The organism is Streptomyces sp. NPDC060028 (assembly GCF_042736725.1).
GTDB lineage: Bacteria > Actinomycetota > Actinomycetes > Streptomycetales > Streptomycetaceae > Streptomyces.
In genome coordinates this window covers 37,638-58,006 of sequence record NZ_JBHWVJ010000001.1, presented here as the reverse complement: position 1 = coordinate 58,006, position 20,369 = coordinate 37,638, and the positions used below count along the sequence as shown (strand labels likewise).

At 72.7% G+C, this 20,369-nt stretch carries 15 protein-coding genes; 6 read left to right on the top strand and 9 right to left on the bottom strand.

All coding sequences use genetic code 11. The features are described 5' to 3' along the window. Window positions 1-17: 17 nt before the first annotated feature. A complete protein-coding gene (gene mqnC / locus ACFWBF_RS00295) occupies window positions 18-1,217 on the bottom strand; it encodes a cyclic dehypoxanthinyl futalosine synthase (protein WP_385592754.1) in 1,200 nt (399 codons plus the stop codon). 97 nt (window positions 1,218-1,314) lie between these two features. Then, complete coding sequence (locus ACFWBF_RS00290) at window positions 1,315-2,058, bottom strand: prepilin peptidase (RefSeq protein ID WP_385592752.1); 744 nt, start codon at window positions 2,056-2,058, stop codon at window positions 1,315-1,317. A 400-nt stretch (window positions 2,059-2,458) separates the two neighbouring features. On the opposite strand from ACFWBF_RS00290, the gene ACFWBF_RS00285 reads away from it, so the two are divergent. After that, window positions 2,459-3,133: a hypothetical protein gene (locus tag ACFWBF_RS00285; protein ID WP_385592749.1), complete on the top strand. Its 675-nt coding sequence runs from the start codon at window positions 2,459-2,461 to the stop codon at window positions 3,131-3,133. A 43-nt stretch (window positions 3,134-3,176) separates the two neighbouring features. Here the strand turns inward: ACFWBF_RS00285 and ACFWBF_RS00280 are convergent, their stop codons facing one another. Further along, window positions 3,177-3,998: an MBL fold metallo-hydrolase gene (locus ACFWBF_RS00280; protein ID WP_385592747.1), complete on the bottom strand. Its 822-nt coding sequence runs from the start codon at window positions 3,996-3,998 to the stop codon at window positions 3,177-3,179. 261 nt (window positions 3,999-4,259) lie between these two features. Further along, window positions 4,260-5,123 carry a menaquinone biosynthetic enzyme MqnA/MqnD family protein gene (locus tag ACFWBF_RS00275; RefSeq protein WP_385592744.1) on the bottom strand — a complete coding sequence of 288 codons (864 nt, stop codon included), beginning with the start codon at window positions 5,121-5,123 and terminating at the stop codon, window positions 4,260-4,262. A 237-nt stretch (window positions 5,124-5,360) separates the two neighbouring features. Here ACFWBF_RS00275 and ACFWBF_RS00270 point away from each other — a divergent pair, with 237 nt between their 5' ends. Next, complete coding sequence (locus ACFWBF_RS00270) at window positions 5,361-5,564, top strand: cold-shock protein (protein ID WP_351275452.1); 204 nt, start codon at window positions 5,361-5,363, stop codon at window positions 5,562-5,564. A gap of 191 nt (window positions 5,565-5,755) precedes the next feature. Here ACFWBF_RS00270 and ACFWBF_RS00265 read toward each other — a convergent pair whose 3' ends face one another. After that, window positions 5,756-7,477, bottom strand: coding sequence for a hypothetical protein (locus tag ACFWBF_RS00265; protein WP_385592741.1), 1,722 nt, complete (start codon window positions 7,475-7,477; stop codon window positions 5,756-5,758). A 1,406-nt stretch (window positions 7,478-8,883) separates the two neighbouring features. Then, complete coding sequence (locus ACFWBF_RS00260; RefSeq protein WP_385592737.1) at window positions 8,884-10,626, bottom strand: AMP-dependent synthetase/ligase; 1,743 nt, start codon at window positions 10,624-10,626, stop codon at window positions 8,884-8,886. Between the two features lie 147 nt (window positions 10,627-10,773). Between ACFWBF_RS00260 and ACFWBF_RS00255 the strand changes: the two genes are divergently transcribed. Together ACFWBF_RS00255 and ACFWBF_RS00250 are read left to right on the top strand one after the other, a co-directional pair. After that, window positions 10,774-11,793: an AraC family transcriptional regulator gene (locus ACFWBF_RS00255; RefSeq protein ID WP_385592733.1), complete on the top strand. Its 1,020-nt coding sequence runs from the start codon at window positions 10,774-10,776 to the stop codon at window positions 11,791-11,793. A 107-nt stretch (window positions 11,794-11,900) separates the two neighbouring features. Next, the gene (locus tag ACFWBF_RS00250) at window positions 11,901-13,097 is read left to right on the top strand and encodes a lipase family protein (RefSeq protein ID WP_385592730.1); all 1,197 of its coding nucleotides are present in this window, start codon (window positions 11,901-11,903) and stop codon (window positions 13,095-13,097) included. A 34-nt stretch (window positions 13,098-13,131) separates the two neighbouring features. On the opposite strand, the gene ACFWBF_RS00245 is transcribed toward ACFWBF_RS00250, so the two are convergent. Both ACFWBF_RS00245 and ACFWBF_RS00240 read right to left on the bottom strand, forming a co-directional pair. Continuing rightward, a complete protein-coding gene (locus ACFWBF_RS00245; RefSeq protein WP_385592727.1) occupies window positions 13,132-14,700 on the bottom strand; it encodes an alpha/beta hydrolase in 1,569 nt (522 codons plus the stop codon). A 145-nt stretch (window positions 14,701-14,845) separates the two neighbouring features. Next, window positions 14,846-16,714: an AMP-dependent synthetase/ligase gene (locus tag ACFWBF_RS00240; protein WP_385592723.1), complete on the bottom strand. Its 1,869-nt coding sequence runs from the start codon at window positions 16,712-16,714 to the stop codon at window positions 14,846-14,848. A gap of 146 nt (window positions 16,715-16,860) precedes the next feature. Between ACFWBF_RS00240 and ACFWBF_RS00235 the strand changes: the two genes are divergently transcribed. Both ACFWBF_RS00235 and ACFWBF_RS00230 read left to right on the top strand, forming a co-directional pair. Continuing rightward, complete coding sequence (locus ACFWBF_RS00235; RefSeq protein WP_385592720.1) at window positions 16,861-18,381, top strand: glycosyltransferase; 1,521 nt, start codon at window positions 16,861-16,863, stop codon at window positions 18,379-18,381. Further along, window positions 18,374-18,829 (top strand): hypothetical protein, encoded by a 456-nt coding sequence (locus ACFWBF_RS00230; protein WP_385592717.1) that lies wholly within the window; start codon window positions 18,374-18,376, stop codon window positions 18,827-18,829. Before ACFWBF_RS00235 ends, ACFWBF_RS00230 begins: the two co-directional genes overlap by 8 nt. Here ACFWBF_RS00230 and ACFWBF_RS00225 read toward each other — a convergent pair. After that, the gene (locus ACFWBF_RS00225) at window positions 18,826-20,346 is read right to left on the bottom strand and encodes a protein kinase (protein WP_385592714.1); all 1,521 of its coding nucleotides are present in this window, start codon (window positions 20,344-20,346) and stop codon (window positions 18,826-18,828) included. The genes ACFWBF_RS00230 and ACFWBF_RS00225 overlap by 4 nt on opposite strands. Window positions 20,347-20,369: the final 23 nt, after the last annotated feature.

Below are 20,369 nucleotides of genomic sequence, written 5' to 3'. Positions count from 1 at the left end.
CAGCGGGCTCGCAGGCGTCAGTTCGTGGAGATGAGCTTCAGCTCGGGGTGTGCGGTGCCGCCTTCGATGGCGGTGGAGGAGATGTGCGAGACCACGCGGTCGTCGACCGGGTCGTTCGCCGGATCGTCGTGCACGACGAGGTGCTCGTACGTCGTCGCGCGCTGCGCCGGGGTGCGGCCCGCCTTGCGGATCAGGTCGATGATCTCCTGGCGGTTGGAGCGGTGCCTGGCCCCGGCCGAGGAGACGACGTTCTCCTCCAGCATGATCGAGCCGAGGTCGTCCGCGCCGTAGTGCAGGGAGAGCTGGCCCGCCTCCTTGCCGACGGTGAGCCAGGAGCCCTGGATGTGGGCGATGTTGTCGAGGAAGAGCCGCGCGATCGCGATCATGCGCAGGTACTCGAAGACCGTCGCCTGCGTCCGGCCCTTGAGGCGGTTGTTCTCGGGCTGGTACGTGTACGGGATGAACGCGCGGAAGCCGCCCGTGCGGTCCTGCGTGTCACGGATCATCGCGATGTGCTCGATGCGCTCGGCGTTGGTCTCGCCGGTGCCCATCAGCATGGTGGAGGTGGACTCCACGCCCAGCGCGTGGGCGATCTCCATGATCTCCAGCCAGCGCTCGCCGGACTCCTTGAGCGGGGCGATCGCCTTGCGCGGCCGCTCCGGCAGCAGTTCGGCGCCCGCGCCCGCGAAGGAGTCGAGGCCGGCGGCGTGGATCCGCTTGATGGCCTCCTCCGCCGAGACGCCGGAGATGCGGGCCATGTGCTCGACCTCGGACGCGCCGAGGGAGTGGATGACCAGCTGCGGGAAGGCCTTCTTGATGGCACCGAAGTGGTGCTCGTAGTACTCGACGCCGTAGTCCGGGTGGTGCCCGCCCTGGAACATGATCTGCGTGCCGCCCAGCTCCACGGTCTCCGCGCAGCGGCGCAGGATGTCGTCGAGGTCCCGGGACCAGCCCTTCTTGGTGTCCTTCGGGGCCGCGTAGAAGGCGCAGAACTTGCACGCCGTCACACACACGTTGGTGTAGTTGATGTTCCGCTCGATGATGTACGTCGCGATGTGCTCGGTACCCGCGTAACGGCGGCGGCGCGCCTCGTCGGCGGCCTTGCCGAGGGCGTGCAGCGGCGCGTGGCGGTAGAGGTCGAGCGCCTCTTCCTTGGAGATCCGGCCCCCTGCGGCGGCGCGGTCGAGGACAGACTGGAGAGCGGCCTGGTCGGTCACCGGTGCGTCACCTTTCGGCGGTGTGTCAAGAGGTCCGGACCGAGCCAGCCTACGCCAGCGTGGCGACGGCTTCCGGGACACCCCTGGACATCGCCCTTCAGCCCAGAGCGCCGTACACCACCGCGGTCAGCGCCCCGGCGAGCATGAAGGGGCCGAAGGGCATCGCGGTGCTGCGGCCCGCACGGCGCAGCAGTATCAGGACGAGTCCGTGGACCGCTCCCGCGAGGAAGGCCGCGAAGGTCCCGAGGAAGAGGACGGGCCAGCCGTACCAGCCCAGGACCTGGCCGAGGGTGAGCGCCAGCTTGACGTCTCCGAAGCCCATCCCGCGGGGGCTGATCAGGAAGAGGACCAGGTAGCAGCCGCCGAGGGCCGGGGCGCCGAGCAGGGCCGTCCGCCAGGAGCCCGCCGCCCCGTGGGACAGCGCGGCCAGGGCCAGGCCGGCCGCCGTCAGCGCGGCGAGCGGCAGCGTCAGCACGTCGGGCAGCCGGAACACGGCCGCGTCGACGAGGGCCAGTACGACGCCGAAGGGCGCGAGGGCCAGCCACACGAACAGCTCGGGGCGGCCCCCGACGGCCGCGGCGAGCGCCCCGCAGGCCGACGCGGTCAGGAGTACGGGCAGCAGCGCGGGCCGGTAGGCCCCGGCGGCCCCGCCGCCGCAGGGCGCGCACAGCGGGCGGCCCAGCCAGCCCCGGGCCGGTCCCGTCAGCGGGTGCCCGGCCGGGCACCCGCTGCGCCACGCGTCGTCCCGTTCGACGGCGAGCCGGTAGACGGCACGCGGTACGAGCAGGCCCCAGCCGGCGCCCCAGAGCGCGCCCGCCGCGACGAGGAACGCGAGGGCCATCGTCAGCCCGCCGCCGCGGTGAACACCGCCGGGGCGAGGAAGGCCTCGGCGAAGTCGCCGAAGGTCCGCCGTGGTCGGGGTGCGGCGCTCGTACGGGAGGTTCTGCGTGCCATGGCGGCTTCCTGTGTGGAGGGGCGGCGGGGCGAGGCGGTTCGGGGCGGGGCCGTCCGGCTCACGGACCCGGCCGGCCACCACTGCGCCTCGTACCGTGACGGGTCCACTGTGGTACAGACCCGGCACCGGCTGGTAGGTGAGCCGGATCTCGGCTTGGACCCGCCGGGCGTTGGCCGAGACGCAGCCGGACGCCACGGCGAGCCCTGCTCATCGCGACCCGCGACCCGCGGCCATCGGCGCCCCGCATAATTGCGGGGCCGATCGCGGCACTTGGAGGCATGGCATCGTGGTGTTCGGAAAGAAAGAGCCCGTCGAGGAGCCGCCCGTCGTACCCGTCGGCTGGGAGCGCGTACGGGACTTCGTCGTCGGCAACACCGAGCGCCCCGTGACCGCGAAGCGCAAGAAGGCCGCCTTCGGTCCGCTCGCCGTGCGCGTGCCCAAGAACGGCAAGGACTACCGGGTCTTCGCGCCGTGCGCCTACGTCGGTCACGTGGAGGGGGACTACGCCCTCTACGAGGACGCCGACTGCCTGCGCGTGCTCTGCCTCGTCGACCGGGGCGGCCGGGAGGTCGGCGGCGAACGCCACCACGACGTCCACGACGGGCAGGGGCAGCTCATCGGCACCCTGCGCCGCGTCCCGCCCCGCAGCCGGCCGTTCCGGCACACGTGGCGCATCGACCAGCCCGGCCACCCCACGGTCGTGGGTCGCAACGAGTGGGCGAGCGGGGACGCGAAGGCCTTCACGTACCGCATGGTCGACAAGGGCCTCACCGAAGTCCTCAACGCGGTCACCAGCCTGGGGGCGGAGGGCGGCGACACCCCGGCCAAGCCGCGCACGCTGGAGTGGCGGGCCGGCGACAAGGTCGTGATGGTCTCGGAGAGCAGCAAGAAGGTCACGGTCAAGGCGGACTGGGTCGACCGGCGCCTGGCCTTCGCGTTCGCCCTCGTCGGAGACCGCTGAGGGACCTCCTCGCGCCGTCCGGCGGGCGGGTCAGCGGGGCGGGTCAGCGGCCGGCGGGGGCCGCCCCGGCGGGCTCGAAGCCGGCGAGCATCTGCTCCAGGGCCTGCTGGTCCGGGCCGACGAAGGGGCTGAGGCCCGGGGCCAGGCACGCGGTGTCGATCAGCCGGGCGGTGATCCCCGCGGCCGCCGGGAGGTGGGTGGAGAAGACCAGTTCCGGGTCCATCTCCCGCAACGGCGCGACCGTGGCGAGGTACTTGTCGCGGTCGGCGAGGGCCACCCAGGGGCTGTCCACCGCGGCCCACAGGAGCTGCGCGGCCCGCAGTTCCTCGGCGTCCACCGCCGCGGCGTCCCCGTCGGCGGCAGCCTCCGCGCTCGGCATGGGCCCACCGAAGCAGTCGGAGCTGAAGCAGGCCCGCGAGCGGTCGTCGTAGAAGCCGACGGTCGCGGGGTTGTCGAAGAGCGGCGGCCGGAAGGCGGCGAGCGTACGGTCGCCGACGTCGAGGGACTGTCCGGGGTTGAGCAGGAAGATCCGGTCCATCGGCAGCGGGTGCTCGCAGGACATGATCCCGGCGGCGATGAAGGTGGTCACCAGCCGCGCCTCGGGGGCCGCCTCCAGGAGGGCGAACAGGCCGCCCGTGTGGTCCCGGTCGGGGTGCGTCAGCCAGATCCACCGCACGTCGGCGGGGTCGATGACGGAGCCGAGGGTCTCCAGGAAGTTCCGGTCGGGCAGCCCGAGACCGGTGTCGACGACCACGGGCTGCCGCGCGTGCAGCACGAAGGCGTTCACCGGGATGAAGCCGATGCCGGGCACTTCGAGGGCGTCTCCGAGGACGGTGACGTCACTGCCGACCTTGTGAGTGGACATGGCTCGCTCTCCCATGGCCCCCTGGCATGAGAACGATCGCGGCCGGCGGGGACTGTCGCCCCCGACTCCATGGTGTCCCCGCGGGGCCCCGGCCGCACGCGCGACACCCGAACACCCGCGGCGGGGGGAATGCCCCTATTCACCGCGCGGGCGCCCCCTAATACGAAAGGGAACGAATTCCCGGGAAAACGGAACATTCCGATTTCCGGGATGCGGAAATCGATCAGAAGCCGCGCTCGCGGTGTCGGGGCATAAGCCGCGTTAATGGCTCGACCGGGGCGCCTTCAGGAGCTCTACGGACACATCCGCCGGGTATCCCGTCGTGGAACCGGTACGCCGCGCGAATTCCCGTACGCCGGCCAGCTGATCGGGACCGAAGCGGAAGTCGAGCGTGGTGAAGTACCGCTCCAGCAGTTCGGCGTCGAAGGCCTCCCAGCGGGCGGCCTGCTCGGCGACCTTGGTGACCTCCTCCAGGGACACGTCACGGGAGGCGAGGAAGGCCTCGTGGACCTTCTCCACGACCTGCGGTTCGCGCGCGAGGTAGTCCTTGCGGGCGGCCCAGACGGCGAAGACGAACGGCAGTCCGGTCCACTCCTTCCACATCAGCCCCAGGTCGTGCACGGCGAGCCCGAGCCGGGGCGCGTCGTGCAGCGAGGCCCGCAGCGCGGCGTCGCCGATCAGCACCGCCGCGTCGGCCTCCTGCATCATCAGCCCCAGGTCAGGGGGGCAGGTGTAGTAGTCGGGCCGGACCCCGTACTGCTCGGCGAGCAGCAGCTGGGCCAGGCGTACGGACGTACGGGAGGTCGAACCGAGGGCCACCCGGGCGCCGTCGAGCTGATCCAGGGGGACCTGGGAGACGATCACGCACGACATGACGGGACCGTCGCAGCCGACCGCGAGATCGGGGAAGGCGACGAGATCGTCCGCGTTGCGGAGGAACTCCACGAGCGTGACCGGGGCGATGTCGAGCTCCCCCGCGACCAGCCGCTCGCTGAGCTTCTCGGGGGTGTCCTTGGTCAGCTCCAGGTCCAGCAGCGTGCCGGTTCTGGCCAGCCCCCAGTAAAGAGGGAGGCAGTTCAGGAACTGAATGTGGCCGACGCGGGGCCGGCTGTGAGAGACGTCCACATCGCGAGACTAGCCCCCGGATCCACGTCAGCCCTCTGCCGGGTCTCAAACGTCCGAGTGACGTGATCTTTCCCTCTGGTCTCGCCCGCAGGGTGCGTGCTAGGCTCGACGCAAGTTGCAGTTTGGTTTCCCTTGCAGTACGAGGCCTGCGGAGCATGTGACCCGCAGGCTTTTGTAGTTTTCAGACTTCTTAGCAGGTTCTGGAGCAGGGCGACCCTTTGGCCCATAGGAGGGCTCATGGCTACCGGAACCGTGAAGTGGTTCAACGCTGAAAAGGGCTTCGGCTTCATCGCCCAGGACGGCGGCGGCCCGGATGTCTTCGTCCACTACTCCGCGATCAACGCCGCTGGCTTCCGCTCCCTGGAAGAGAACCAGACGGTGAACTTCGACGTCACGCAGGGTCCGAAGGGCCCGCAGGCGGAGAACGTCACCCCGGCCTAGTCGCCTGGGCCAACCTAATCGCGGTTGGATAAGCAGTACCCAAGGAGCCCTGTCTCCTCCGTGCGAGCGGAGAGACGGGGCTCCTGCCTTTTGCCCTCCGGGGTGGGGGGCGGGCCGGGACAGGGCGGCCCAACGGCAGGGGCCCCCGCACCGTGGTGACGGTGCGGGGGCCCCTGCCGTTGCCTCGTCGACTACTTGAGGGCTGCCTTCGTCGCGCTCGCGCTCGGCGTCGGGGTGGAGGTCGGGGTGGGCTTCGGGGTCGTGTCCAGCTTGGCGGTGACCTTGAGGTCCAGCAGCAGGAAGACCTTGTCCGAGATGCTCACGCGCAGCGTGTACATGCCCGGAGCGACGTCCGTGGTGAACAGCTCCGGCAGCGCGATCTTGCCGTCGGCGCCCGTCGGGGGCAGCTCCAGCGTGGTCAGCTTCTTGCCGTCCTCGCCCGTGAAGAACGGGCCCTTCGCGGTCGCCGGGTCCACCGGGACCCACTCCCCGGCCGCGTTCTTCTGCACCAGTCCGGCGGTGGCCTTCGCCAGCGGGACCGGCTTGTCCTTGGCCGTCGCCAGGAACTCCACGCCTGTGAAGCTCGTGCCGGCCACCACCTCCAGCGGCTTCGTGCCGTCGGTGCGGGTCAGCAGGTCCGCGGCCGGGACCGGCTTCGCGGTGACGGCGCCGGTGAGCTTCGCGGTCAGCCGGCGCGAAGCGTCGTACGTCGTGGCCCGCAGCGTGAAGCCGCCCGCCTTGAAGCCCGCCTTCAGCGCGGGGACCGCCGCGACGCCCTGGGCGTCGGTGACGACCACCGCGAAGTCCTTGCCGTCGGCCGTGAAGACGGTGCCGCCGGTGGTGTCCTCCTCGACGGCGAACACGACGGTCTGGCCGACCGCCGGCTTGCCGTCGCTCAGCAGCACCTTCGCCTTCGGGGTCTGCGCGAAGGCGGACTCGGCCTCGGCCGTGAACTCGGGGCCGCCGGGCAGCTCCAGCTTGTCCAGGTGCGCGGCCGGCGGCGTCGGCTTGTCCGGCTCCTTCGGCGGCGTGACCGGAGGCGTCACCGGGGGCGTCACGGGCGGGGTGACCGGAGGCCTGGTCGCCGGCGGCTGCGGGGTGGGCAGGGTGCCCGGCGGCGTCGGGGTCGGGTAGTTGCCCGCGGGCGGGTTCGGCACCTGGGCCGCGCCGGCCTGGTACTGGCGCATGTACCCGAGCACGGTGTTCACGTACTCGCGGGAGTTGTTGTAGCTCAGGACCGCCTTGTCGAGCTGCGCCGGGTCCGAGAGGTCCCGGTGGCCCGAGCAGAGGTAGAGGCCCGCGCCGAGCGCCGCGTCGTAGATGTTGTTCGGGTCGCGCTTGCCGTCGCCGTTGCCGTCGGCCTTCCAGGTGACCCACGTCGAGGGGATGAACTGCAGCGGGCCGACGGCGCGGTCGTACACCGCGTCCGCGTCCCACTCGCCCTTGTCGGTGTCCCGGATCTCGGCGAAGCCGTTGCCGTCCAGGCGCGGCCCGCGGATCGGCTTCTCGGTGTACCCGTCGGCCTTGAGCCCGTAACCGGAGGCGTGTACGGATTCCACCCTGCCTATGCCCGCGATCAGTTGCCAGGGCAGCTTGCAGCCGGGAAGGGCGGCGGCCACCGATATCTGGGCTCGGCGGTAGGCGTCGAGCGCGGTCGCGGGAATACCGCTGGCCGCACCCTCGGGGGTGGTGGCACCGGGCGGCAGCGGCGGGTCCGCGACCAGGTCGGGCAGTTCCAGCCGGGCGTCACCGCGGTCGGTGGCCTGCGGGCTGTCCGGGGTCGGCTCGGCCTCCCCGGCGTCGGCGGTCGAGGTGTTGGTCACGACCGCGGCAGTGGTCAGGCTGGCCGCGAGCGCGGCCGTGCACAGGACCTTGCGCGAGGTGTTGACGAGGTGACGGTGAAGAGGCTTCACAGTGCGGCGATCCCCCCAAGGCTGCCGTCATGCGTACAAACGCAAACTCGAGCGGCCGGTCGGTCGGGCCGCTCATATTCCCTGTCTATCAGGTATTCGCAAGCGACTCACCGCGACCCCCGGAGATATGACACACCATTCGTCTCGACTTCGCCCACCCCTGAAGCCCGAACGAACTCGAACCCCAACCCCCCGCCCGAAACACCCCAATCCCCCCTGGTTTCACCGCATTCCCCTCACCCCCCGGTACAGCGGGCGTGGAGATCTCGGTCGGCCTCGACCAGGGTGGTGGCCTACGGGGCGGGGGGGGGGAGTGGGGAGTGGGGAGTGGGGAGTGGGGAGTGGGGAGTGGGGGGTCGGGGCGGGGGTTGTGGGGGGCGGGACTCATGTGGGACGGGGGCGTTGACGGGGTTTGGGGGTTTCCCGTCAGTCTCATCGTCTCTCCGTGTCGAGCCGGCCTGTCAAGGGCGCTCCCTGCGGTCGCGTCGCTGCGCGATGGCCTTCGGCCACCCTTGACAGACCGACCCGCCACGGAAACACGAAGACTGTCGGGAAACCCCCAAAAGGACGGGCCGGGAGCCGACTTCCCACTTTCCCGGACTCCTTTGCGGGACGGGGGGGAGGGTCGAGCGAAAGGCGGCCCCAACCTGCCCCGAACGGTGGCTGGATGACCGCGTCGGGGGGTCAGGCGCGTCAGACCGCCAGGCGCTCCACTTGCTCAGCGGCTGCAGGCCGTCTGTGACTGGACATAAGCCGCCAACGATCGCTACACGCTCCTACCGGACGGCGACTGCGAGCTGAATGGGGCTTGATGGGCACTTGATAGGCATCTGGTGGAGTCTGATGGAGTCTGAGGTTGATGGATCCGGCCTCACACTCCACCTGGGCCCTCTCCCACCTCCGGATCGGCCCACAGGTCACAGCAGCACCAGACGGCCGTCGGTCGCGGTCGGTGAGGAGAGTGTCGGGAGTGTGGGCGGCTTATGTCCGGCCACGGACGGCCTGCGGACGCTGAGCAAGTGGAGCGCCTGGCGGTCTGATGCGCCTGGCCTCCCGGCAGGATCATCGAGCCACCGTTCGGGGCAGGTTGGGGGGGGTGGTGGCCTTTCGCTCGGCCCTCCCTCCGTCCCGCAAGGGGGTACGGGAAGGAGGTCGGATCGGTCCGGTCCCCGGCCACGTCCTTTTGGGGGTTTCCCGACAGTCTTCGTGTTTCCGTGGCGGGCCGGTCTGTCAAGGGTGGCCGAAGGCCATCGCGCAGCGACGCGACCGCAGGGAGCGCCCTTGACAGGCCGGACCGACACGGAGAGACGAAGAGACTGACGGGAAACCCCCAAACCCCGTCAACGCCCCCGCCCGAGCCCGATCCCGGCACAGCCCGTCCCGGCACAGCCCGGTCCCGCCCCTCCTCACCCCCCGTACAGCGCGGCGATCTCGTCCGCGTAGCGGGTTGTCACCGCTGTGCGGCGGAGTTTCAGGGTCGGGGTCAGGGTGCCCGACTCGGTCGTGAAGTCCTCCCGGAGGATGGTGAAGGCGCGGATGCGGGCCGGGCGGGAGACCGTGGCGTTGGCCGCGGCGACCGCTTCCTCGATCAGGGCGCGGAGCGCCGGGTGGGTCGCCGCCTCGGCCGGGGTGAGGGTGTGGCCCTCCCGGGTCGCCCAGGCGGCCACCTCCTGCGGGTCCAGGGTGATCAGGGCCACCGGGTGCGGGCGGTTGTCGCCGATCATCACCGCGCGGGAGACGTAGCGGGAGCGCTGGATGGCGAACTCGACCTCGGTGGGGGTGATGTTCTTGCCCGCCGAGGTGATGATCAGCTCCTTCTTGCGGCCCGTGATGCGCAGGTAGCCGTCGGCGTCCAGCTCCCCCAGGTCCCCCGTGTGGAGCCAGCCCTCGGGGTCCAGGGTCTGCGCCGTCGCCGCCTCGTTCGCGTGGTAGCCGGGGAAGATCATCGGCCCCCGGGCCAGGACTTCCCCGTCCTGCGCGATGCGGACCTCGCAGCCCGCGATCGGGCGTCCCACCGTGCCGTGGCGGACCCCGGCCGGGTGGTTGAGGCTGATGACGCCGCCCGACTCCGTCATCCCGTAGCCCTCGAAGACCGAGATCCCGCACGCCCGCAGGAAATCCAGCGTCGCCGGGGCGATCGGGGCGCCGCCGGTCAGCGCCCACTTCAGGCGGCCCCCGAAGGCCGCCCGGACGGGGGAGTACAGCGACCGCTCCGCCGCCTCGTACGCCTCCCGGTCGGCGGCCGGCAGGCGGTCTTCTGCCGCCAGGACCCCCAGGCGCACCGCCTCCTCGAAGCGCTCCCGGCCGCCCTCGGCCGACTCCGCCAGCGACAGCACCACCGAGTGGAGCTTCTCGAACAGGCGCGGCACCGACGGCAGATGGGTGGGCCGCGCCACTGCCAGCTCCGCGAGGACGTCCTCGATCCGCCCGCCGAAGTAGCAGAGCTCCCCGCCCTGCAGCAGCGTCGTGAACTGGATCAGCTGCGCCAGCAGGTGGGCCAGGGGGAGGTAGAGGTACGTGGAGTCCCCCGGGCCGCCCGCTGTCAGCGGGAGCGTCGCGTCCTGGATCGCCCCCAGGTTGCCGTGCGTGAGCCGGCAGCCCTTCGGCAGGCCCGTCGTGCCGGAGGTGTAGACGATCGAGGCGTCGGTCGACGGCACCACCGAGCGGGCCCGGGCCAGCAGTTCCGCCTCCGGGGCGCGCGCCAGGCTCCCCAGCCGGTCCATCTCCACCACCTCCCGCAGCTTCGGCAGCTCGCCCCGCAGCGCCTCCACCCGCGCCGCCTGCGCCGCGTCGTCGCAGACGACCACCGCCGCCTCGGAGTCCGACAGGACCCAGGCCAGCTCCTCGTCCCCCGCCGTCGGGTAGACCGGCACCAGGACCGCGCCCGCCGCCATGACCCCGAAGTGGGTGTACGTCCAGGCCGGGCGGGTCTCGGCCAGCACCGCGACCCGCTCCCCCACCGCGACCCCCAGCCCGAGCAGCGCCCGCCCGGCCTCCCGTACGCGGGCGCGCAGTTCCCCGTACGAGAGCGTGCTCCAGCCCTCGCCCCCTCCCTCGCCCTCCCGGAAGCGCAGGGCCGTCTCCTCCCCGTACCGTTCGCCCGTCCACTCCGTGAACACCGCCAGCGTCTGCGGTCGCACAGCGTCCATCGGCCACGCCTCCCTCGGGTCGCACGGTCGTACGACCCACGGCCGCACGGTCGTCCCCCGACGCTAGGCACCGCCGCACCGCATCCGGCATGACCGGAAGCGTCACCCCCGCTGACCCCAGCGCTCATTGCGGCTACCGTCGAAGCCATGGGGAGGCGGACGATCACCGTGCACCATGTGCGCGCCGTGCTCGCGGGTGCGCGCGCCGGTGGCATCGACACCGTGCCGCTGCTGCAGGAGGCGCAGATTCCGCCGCTGCTGCTCGGCGATGACCGGGCGCGGATCACGCCCGCGCAGTTCGCGCGCCTGTTCCGGGCGCTGTACCGGAGCACGCAGGACGAGTTCCTGGGGTTGTCGTCCGTGCCGAGCCGGCCCGGAACCTTCGCGATGATGTGTTACGCCTCGCTCGGCTGCCGCGACCTCGGCGCGGCGACACGGCGCGCGGCCGCCTTCTACGGGCTCTTCCCCGGCGGTCCGGAGCTGACGCTCGAAGTGGTGGGCGGCCAGGCCCGGTTCACCGTGCGCAACGACTTCGCGCGGGACGAGGAGCGGTTCCTGGCCGAGTGCGTGGTGGCGATCTGGCACCGGCTGAGCAGTTGGCTGGTCGGGCGGCGCATTCCGCTCGCGTACGCGGCCTTCGCCTATCCCCCGCCGCCGCACAAGGACGAGTACACGATCCTCTTCGACTGCCCGGTCCGCTTCGGGGAGGACCGCACGGGCGCCGCCTTCGACGCGCACTGGCTGACCGCGCCGCTCGTACGGGACGAGCCCGCGCTGGACGCGATGCTGCGCCGGGCCCCCTTCGACCTGCTGTCGCGCCCGGAGTACGGGACCACGGTCGCGGAGCAGGTACGCCGGACCCTGACGCAGCGGCTGCGCACCTCGCCGCGGCTGCCCGAGCTGGGGGAGGTCGCGGCGCGTCTCGCGGTGTCCCCGGCGACGCTGCGGCGCCGGCTGCGGCAGGAGGGCACGTCCTTCCAGCAGCTCAAGGACCACGTCCGGCGGGACGCGGCGATCGCGGGGCTCGCGGAGAGCGGGGAGCCGATCGCCGAACTGGCCGCCCGCCTCGGCTTCTCGGAGGACACCGCCTTCCACCGCGCCTTCCGCCGCTGGACGGGCACGACCCCGGGCGCCTATCGCATGGACCACATCGCCTCGGGCGGCTGAGCCCCGCCGGGCCAGGAAAGGTGAGCTGCGCGGTCAGCGACGTTCTTACCGGTCGGTCACTACCTTCTCCTCACCTGCCCCCGCACGGACCCTTGGGAGAGCCGCCCATGCGTTTCCGAAGCACCGCCCTCGCCGCCGTGGCCGCCCTGGCCCTCACGGCCTGGATCCCCGCCGCCACCGCCCACGCCGACACCGACGCCACGGCCGACGCCGGTGCCACCGCCACCACCACCGCCACCGCCGCCGGCCGCCCCGGCGACGTCGTCGCCGCCGCCCCGTCCGCCTTCCACCCGCTGCCCGGCCAGCCCACCGGCACCAGGGCCTGGAAGATCCACTACCGCTCCACCACCGTGGACGGCGCCCCGAACGTGGTCTCCGGCACCGTCATCGTCCCGCAGGACGGCCGCACCGGCCCGCGCCCGCTCATCACGTACGCCGTCGGCACCGTCGGCATGGGCGACTCCTGCGCGCCGAGCAACAACCTCCCGTACGGCACCGCCATGGAGGCCAACCTCATCCAGCAGCTCACCCTGCGCGGCTGGGCCGTGGTCGTCACCGACTACGAGGGCCTCGGCACCCCGGGCGTGCACACCTACACCGTCGGCCCCTCCGCCGGACACGCCGTGCTCGACGCGGCCCGCGCCGCCGAGCGCCTCCCGGAGGCCGGGCTGTCGGCGAACACCCCGGTCGGCATCATGGGTTACTCCCAGGGCGGCCAGGCCAGCAGCTGGGCGGCCGAGCTGCAGGGCTCGTACGCACCGGAGTTGCAGGTCAAGGGCACCGCGACGGGCGGCGTTCCGGCCGATCTGCTGAAGGTGGCCGACTTCAACAACGGCTCCTACGGCTCCGGTCTCATCTTCATGGCCGCCGCCGGACATGACGCGGCCTTCCCCGAGCTGAAGCTCGACTCCTACCTCAACCCGGCCGGCAAGGCCCTGGTCGACGGCATGAAGGGCAACTGCGTCGCCATCGACTCCATCGCCGGCTCCTTCAAGCGGATCTCCGACCTGACCACGCGCGACCCGCTGGCCCAGCCGGACTGGCGGGCCCGCCTGAACCAGAGCAGGCTCGGGCGCACGGCCCCGGCCGCGCCGGTGTACCAGTACCACGCGCTCGGCGACGAGCTCATCCCGTACGCCGTCGGCCGCCAGTTGCGCTCCGACTGGTGTGCCGGGGGCGCGAACGTCGAGTTCGACACCATCTGGGCCGGTGAGCACGTCAGCGGCGTGATCACCCACTCCCTGGCTGCCGGTGGTTGGCTCGCGGACCGCTTCGCCGACCGCCCCGCGCACCCCAACTGCTGAGCCTCACACAAGGGTTTCCGCCCCGCCGGCGCGCTCACTGCCCGGCGGGGCAGGACCGCGTCCCGGCCGGCAGCCGGCCGTCGACCAGGAAGCGGTCGACGTACGCGCGCACGCAGGGCGAGGCCGTGTATCCGGTGTGGCCGTCGCCCTTGTAGTCCAGGATCACCGCCGACCCGAGGCGCTTGGCCGTCTCCTCCGTCCATTCGTACGGGGTCGCCGGGTCCCCGCGGGTGCCGACGAGCAGCATCCGCGGGGCGCCGGCCGGGCGGTCGATCCTGCGGATGAAGTCGGTGCCGGCGGGACGCCCGTAGCAGGACAGCACCGTCATCAGCTGCCGCGGACCGAAGATCTCGGACGCCGCCCGGAACTGCGGCTGCAGCGCCTCGATCTCCCGCGCCACGGCCGCCGGGGCGGCCTTGTCGTCGCCCCGGTCCGGGTCGTCGGCGCAGTTCACCGCCACCAGCGCGGCTTCGCCGTTGTCCGCGGGCACCTTGCTCGGCTGCCCGTCGTCGTCCGGCTGCGGCGGGTCGTGCGGGCCGCCGAGCTGGAGCAGCCCCACCGGGTCGCCGTCCCGCTCGGCCATCGCCAGCGCGTCCGCGAGGTCGGGCCACATGTCCTGCGAGTACAGGGCGGTGCCGATGGCGCCGGCGGCGTCCTGCCCGGTGAAGTACGAGCCGTCCTGGCCGATCAGCGGCTCCTTGTCGAGCCGCTCCACGAGGGCGTTGACCTCGGCCTTGGCGCTGCGGGTGTTCGTGCCGTAGACGCAGCCCGTGCGGCGGGTGCACCAGGCGAGGAAGTTGTCCAGCGCCCGCTGCTGGCCGAGCGCGGAGACGAGCGCCTGCTCGGCCAGGGGTTCGGTGAGGGTGTCGACGCCGTCGAGGACCATACGGCCGGTGCTGTGCGGGAACTGCGCCGCGTAGACCGCGCCGAGCCGGGTGCCGTAGGAGAAGCCGAGGTAGTTCAGCTTCTTGTCGCCGAGGGCGCGGCGGATGACGTCCATGTCCCGGGCGACGTTCACGGTACCGATGTACGGGAGGACCCGGCCCGAGGCCAGCTCGCAGCGCTTGACCACCGCGCGCAGGGCGGCGAGCTGCGAGGCGGCGTCGTCGGGGACCAGCGCGTCGACCTCCTGGGAGCCTCCGCAGCTGACGGGCTCGCTCAGGCCCACCCCGCGGGGGTCGAAGGCGACGAGGTCGTAGCGCTTGTTCAGCTCCGCGAAGAGGCCCGGACCGGCGGCCAGGGTGGATATCCCGGCGCCACCGGGCCCGCCGAAGTTCAGCAGCAGCGAGCCGAGGCGCTTGCCGCCGCCGGTGGCCGGGATCCGGGCGAGGGCCACCTTGACGGTGCCCTTGGCGGGGGCGCCGGGGTCGAGCGGCACGCTGACGGTCCCGCACCGCATCCCGTCGGGCACGGTCCGCTCGGCGCAGTCGCCCCAGCGGATGCGCCGCCCGTCGTCGGCGGCGGCGCGCGGCGGGGTCGGGCTCGGCATCGGGCTCGGGGCCGGGCCCGGACCCGGGCCCGATGTCGCACCGAGCGCGGCGGCCACGAGCACGCAGGCCGCGGCGCCGGTGGCGGTGGCCGACCGGGTACGGGAACGGTGCACTGCACCCTCCTCGGGTGGCCCCCCGAACCAGTCAGCCCACCATAAGCGGGCTCCCGCGCCCCCGCCTGCCCAGCCGGGGTCCGCCCGCGCGCGCGGGGCTCGTCGCTCGGCTCCCGCTCGGCTCGTCGCTCGGCTCCCGCTCGGCTCACCGCTCCCGGCGGTACAGCTCCTCGATCTCCCGCTCGTGGTCCCGGGCGATGGCGCCGCGCTTGAGCTTCAGGGACGGGGTCAGCTGGCCCCGCTCCTCCGTGAAGTCCCCCGGCAGGACGGTGAAGCGGCGGATCGACTCGGCCCGCGAGACCATCCGGTTGGCCTCGTCGACGGCCCGCTGGAGGTCGGCCCGCAGCTCCTCGTCCCGTACCAGTTCGGCCATGGGCAGGCCCTGCTTCTTGTGCATCTGGCGCCAGTGCGCGAGGCCCTCCGGCTCCAGGGTGAGGAGCGCGGTGACGTAGGGCCGGTTGTCGCCGACCACCATGCACTGGCCGATCAGCGGGTGGGCGCGCAGCCAGTCCTCCAGCGGGGCGGGGGCGACGTTCTTGCCGCCGGAGGTGATGATCAGGTCCTTCTTGCGGCCGGTGATGGTGAGGTAGCCGTCGGCGTCGAGCTCGCCGATGTCACCGGTCGCCAGCCAGCCCCCGGCCGCGCCGCCGCCGCTCTGCACCGGGTTGTTCCAGTAGCCGGCGAAGACGTGCGCCCCGCGCAGCAGCACCTCCCCGTCGTCGGCGATGCGTACGGCGGTCCCCGGCAGCGGCCAGCCCACGGTGCCGAGCCGGGGTTTCAGCGGCGGGGTGACGGTCGATGCCGCGGTCGTCTCCGTGAGCCCGTAGCCCTCGAAGACCTCGATGCCGACGCCCGTGTAGAAGGCGGCGAGCCGCCGCCCCAGCGGGGATCCACCGCTCAGGACGTACCGGACGCGGCCGCCGAGCGCCGCCCGGATCCGCCGGTACACGAGCGGGTCGTACAGCGCCCGTGCCGCGCGCAGGCCGGGGCCGGGCCGCTTGCCCTCGACCACCTCGCCGTAGCTCCGCGCGATCCGGGCGGCCCGGTCGAAGGAGGAGGCGCGGCCCATCTTCTCGGCCGTCGCCCGGGCGGTGTTGTAGACCTTCTCCAGGACGTACGGGATGGCCAGCAGGAACGTCGGCCGGAAGCCCGCCAGGTCCGCGAGCAGGTCCTGCGTACTGATGCTCGGCGCGTGCCCGAGTTTGACGCGGGCCCGCAGGCAGCCGACGGCGACCATCCGCCCGAACACGTGCGACAGCGGCAGGAACAGCAGCGTCGAGGCGGGCTCCTTGCTCACCGACTTGAAGACGGGGTGCAGCAGTTCCACCGCGTTGTCCACCTCGGCGAAGAAGTTGGCGTGGGTCAGCACGCACCCCTTGGGCTGGCCGGTGGTCCCGGAGGTGTACACGAGCGTGGCCACGCAGTCCGGCGTACGGGCTGCCCTGCGCGCGTGCACGACGGCGTCGGGCACGTGCTCCCCGGCCTTGACCAGCCGGGCCACGGCGCCGGTGTCGAACTCCCACAGGTGCCTCAGCCAGGGCAGGTTGGCCCGCTCGGCGCTGATGATCCGGGCCTGGGCGGTGTCCTCCACGGCGCAGGCGACCGCGCCCGAGTCGTGGATGATCCAGCGCGCCTGGAGCGCGGAGGAGGTGGGGTAGATCGGTACGGTGACCAGCCCGGCGGCCCATCCGGCGAAGTCCAGCAGCGTCCACTCGTAGGTGGTCCGCGCCATGATCGCCAGCCGGTCGCCCTCGCGCAGCCCTTCGGCGATCAGCCCCTTGGCGACGGCGAGGACCTCGGCCGCGAACTCGGCGGCGGTGACGTCGCGCCAGCTCCCGTCGCGCTCCTTGCGGGCGAGCACGGCCTCGCCGGGCGCCTCGCGGGCGTTCTGGAAGGGAATGTCGCCGAGCGACCCGCTCGCGGGCACCGCGGCGAGCGCGGGCACGGCCACCTCCCGCACCACGCCGTCGACCACGGTCCGGACGGGCTCCACCAGCTTCGGCTCGGCATCCACGGCGTACGCTCCTCGGGTCGAAGGGGTGTTACCGCCGGTAATCTACGCACGGGTAACCCCCCTGAACACCCCTCGGGGGCCCCTTCACACCGAATCTCCCCCGGGCCGGGGGGACGCTGCGCCATAGTGGTGGCCGAGGGGGGCGCATGGACATTTCCGTCGTGATCACGCTCGTCGCCGTACTCCTGATCCAACTCCTGCTGCCGCACCCGCGGTTCGTCAAGGCGCAGTATCAGTACGACCTCCCCGAGCCGGCTCCGGAGCCGCACCCGCCCGGCAGGCCCGTCCCGGTGAACTTCTCGCTGGTCGTTCCGCTGCGCTACCAACGGGGCATCCACGAAATGCTCGCGGAGCTGCTCGTCTCCGACCGCCGCGACTTCGAGATCGTGCTGGTGGTGGGCACCGACGACTCGGAGAGCGGACCGGCCTGCAGGGACCTGGCCACTGCGTTCCCGGACAGGGTGCGCGTCGTGGAGTCGCCGCCCGACTCGGTACGCACCAGGGCCGGCTCGCTCAACACGGCGATCCCCCACTGCAACGGCGAGGTGGTCGGCGTCATCGAGGGCGGGGACCCGGTGCGCGCGAGTCTCCTGGACCGGGTCGACGGCGCCTACCGGGTGTCCGGGGCCGCCATCATCAGGGTCGCCGTCGACATCCCGGACGCCACCTCCATCGCGGAGCTGTACTCGCTGACGAACGGCCTGGTGTGCGTCCGCGGCACCCGTCCGGTCCGGGTCACCAAGCGCATCCAGCTCACGCCGAGCGCCGCCTACTTCGTCCGGACCGACCTGCTGCGGGTGCTCGGCGGCTGGGACGAGGACTGCCTCGACGAGGAACCGGAGCTGCTGCTGCGGCTGTCCAGCTTCGGGGCCACCGACGCGATGCTGTACGGCGAACCGGCCCGCCACACCAGGTCCGGCCCCTCTTTCTGGGCGTACCGGGTGCTCTGGGCCGCTCTCCGGCGCCAGCGCGTCCGTTGGTACACCAGCCTCATCCGCGTCCACCGCACGGGCGAGTGGCGCCGCTTCCCCTCGTTCCGGGACCGGACGGCCGCACGTTACGCCCTGCTCGGCCCGGTCTTCCAGGGTCTGTTCTCGACGCCGGCGCTCGCGGCGGCCTTCCTGCTCACCTTCGTCTGGCCCGACCAGTCCCTTTACCGGTTCGCGCTGCCGCTCGGGACGGTCTACGCATCCGCCACGGCCAACGTGTGGGGGGCGACCTGGCTACGGGCCCAGAGTCGGGGCACCGGGCGGATCTCCCTGGCCGACGCGCTGGACCCGCGGGCCCTCTGGTTCAAGGTCGCGGTGCTCGCCGGTTGGGGGCTGGACCTCGCCGTGCGTCTGGCCGCCGCCCTGCGGGCCGTCTGGGGATACCTGCGCAGCGACGCCAAGGTGCTGAGCGACCACTTCGAGCGGAGCCGGCACGAGCCGCCGAAGCGCCCGGCCAGAACGACCCCGGCCCCTGAGGCCGCCTCGCCCGAACCGCCGCCGCCGGCCCACCCCGACCTGCTGGCCGTCGCCGGCTCCCCGGACACCCCCGCCGCCGTGCAGGCCATGGCCACCGGGCTCGACACACTGTTCCGCGCACTCGGGCCGCCGCCCGAGTCGCTCCGGCTCGCCGAGGCGGGCCCCACGCCCCAGGGAGACGGAGGCACCAGCGATGGCTGAGGAACTCGGCACGGAGCCGGCCCACCGGCCGAGCGCGCTCGACATCGCCGCGCAGTGGGCGCAGTTGCCCGCCGAGCACCTGACGGTCGCCCTGGCCGCACTCGACCCCCAGCTGGCGCGCGAACACGAGCTGCGGATGCAGGCCGAGCGCGCCCGCGAGCGGGCCGAGCTGGAGCGCCTCCAGAGCGAGCGCGTCGAACAGCAGCGGGCCCACCGCAGGCACGTCCTGGGCATTTCCGCCGCCCTGACGGTGGCACTGGCCACGCTCGGCGCGTCCCTGTACTTCGGCACGCACGACCATCCGGTGCTCGCCGTCACCTTCTTCGGGCCGACCCTGCTCGCCCTGGTGAAGATCTTCGCGCTCCAGCGCAGCGACCCCGACGACATGAAGCACGTGGCGGCCGCCGCCAAGAAGGCGGCTTCCGCAGCGCCCCCGCCGCCGCCTTAGGCCGTGTCCGGCTGCGCCGCGGGACGGCCGCGGGGCATGAGCTTGCCCAGCAGGATCCCGCCGAGGAGCCAGACGAGGACACCGCAGCCGACCGCCATCCAGATCGAGGCCCTCGTGCCGGCGAGCAGCAGCCAGCCGGTGAGCACCCCGCCGGCCAGCGCCGCGTTGCCCGCGACGAAGGCAGCCTCCTTGGCCCGGGACACGTCTTCGATCCACGCCTGGGCCGCGGCGGCGCAGAACATGAGGACCGGCATCGCGACCAACCCGATGGGGACGGCGCCCCACCACGGGAGGGCGTCGGTGAGCACCATGGTGATCGCCATCGCCAGGCCGGCCGCGAGCGAGAACCCGATGGCGAACTGCGACAACGACTCCTTGCCGGGCGGGCTCTTGGCCTCGGCGGCCGCACAGGCGAAGAACAGGACGCCGGCGGCGGCGCCCGCGAGCGCGGGAACAGGGACGGCCAGGGCGGTGAAACCGGCCAGCTCCCCGGCGAACACCACCCCGATCGCCGTGGAACCGAGCAAGATCGCCCCTCGTGCCGGCCTGCGTTCCGCCACGGGGACTCTTGCCGGCGGCTGGGCACCCGGGGCCGGATCGGGCTTCGGGACGGGCTCCGGGCTGGGCGCGGTCAAGGTCGTGGGCACCGGCCCGGCGGGCGGAACGGGCCTGGCCGGTCGGGCCGTCCGGACCGACGGCGTTGCCAGTACCCGCTCGATGTCACGGAGGCGGTCGGCGACCTCGGCCGCGCCCACGGGCCGCCGGAAGGCCTCCTTGCTCAGCAACTGCCCGATCAGCGCGTCGAGATCGACGGGCACCTCGGGCCGGCGCTGCCGCACGGGCACCGGGTTCTTGTTGGCGTGCTGGGCGAGGATCTCCCAGCCGGTCCCGGTGAACGGCGGCGCTCCGGTGAGCAGTTCGTAGAGCAGGCAGCCCAGCCCGTACAGGTCGCTGCGCGCGTCGATCTCCTCGCCGCGCGCCTGCTCGGGGGACATGTACGCGGGTGTTCCGGTGACCGAGCCGGTCGTGGTCAGGCCCTGTGAGCCGCTCTGCCGGGCGATCCCGAAGTCACAGATCTTGATGCGGCCCGTCCGGGTGAGCAGCACGTTGCCGGGCTTGATGTCGCGGTGGATGACGCCCGCGCCGTGGGCGGCCGCCAGCCCCTCGCAGATCTGGACGGCCCACCGCACCACGTCCTCGACGGCGGCCGGGCCGCCCCCGGTGGCGAGCGGTCGGCCGTCGACCAGTTCCATGACCAGGTAGACGACCGTCCGGCTGTCGATGGTGGTCTCGCCGACGTCGTGTACGGACACCACGTGCGGGTCCGACAGCGCCGCGGCCGCCCGGGCCTCGGCGCGCAGCCGCTGGGCGAGTTTGTCGTCCCCGGGCTGCGCGATGAGCTTCACCGCCACGTCCCGGGCCAGTGCCAGGTCGCGGCCGCGCCAGACCTCGCCCATGCCGCCCGCGCCGATGCGCCCGCCGAGCCGGTAGCGGCCTGCCAGCGTCGTCCCGTCCATCCGTGCACCCCCACCCCGTTCGC

Bases quoted from the DNA above. Each gene is read 5' to 3' on its own strand.
- ACFWBF_RS00290 (WP_385592752.1), bottom strand. From the start codon at position 2,058: ATGGCCCTCGCGTTCCTCGTCGCGGCGGGCGCGCTCTGGGGCGCCGGC.
- ACFWBF_RS00280 (WP_385592747.1), bottom strand. From the start codon at position 3,998: ATGTCCACTCACAAGGTCGGCAGTGACGTCACCGTCCTCGGAGACGCC.
- ACFWBF_RS00270 (WP_351275452.1), top strand. From the start codon at position 5,361: ATGGCTACCGGAACCGTGAAGTGGTTCAACGCTGAAAAGGGCTTCGGC.
- ACFWBF_RS00260 (WP_385592737.1), bottom strand. From the start codon at position 10,626: ATGGACGCTGTGCGACCGCAGACGCTGGCGGTGTTCACGGAGTGGACG.
- ACFWBF_RS00255 (WP_385592733.1), top strand. From the start codon at position 10,774: ATGGGGAGGCGGACGATCACCGTGCACCATGTGCGCGCCGTGCTCGCG.
- ACFWBF_RS00250 (WP_385592730.1), top strand. From the start codon at position 11,901: ATGCGTTTCCGAAGCACCGCCCTCGCCGCCGTGGCCGCCCTGGCCCTC.
- ACFWBF_RS00235 (WP_385592720.1), top strand. From the start codon at position 16,861: ATGGACATTTCCGTCGTGATCACGCTCGTCGCCGTACTCCTGATCCAA.
- ACFWBF_RS00230 (WP_385592717.1), top strand. From the start codon at position 18,374: ATGGCTGAGGAACTCGGCACGGAGCCGGCCCACCGGCCGAGCGCGCTC.
- ACFWBF_RS00225 (WP_385592714.1), bottom strand. From the start codon at position 20,346: ATGGACGGGACGACGCTGGCAGGCCGCTACCGGCTCGGCGGGCGCATC.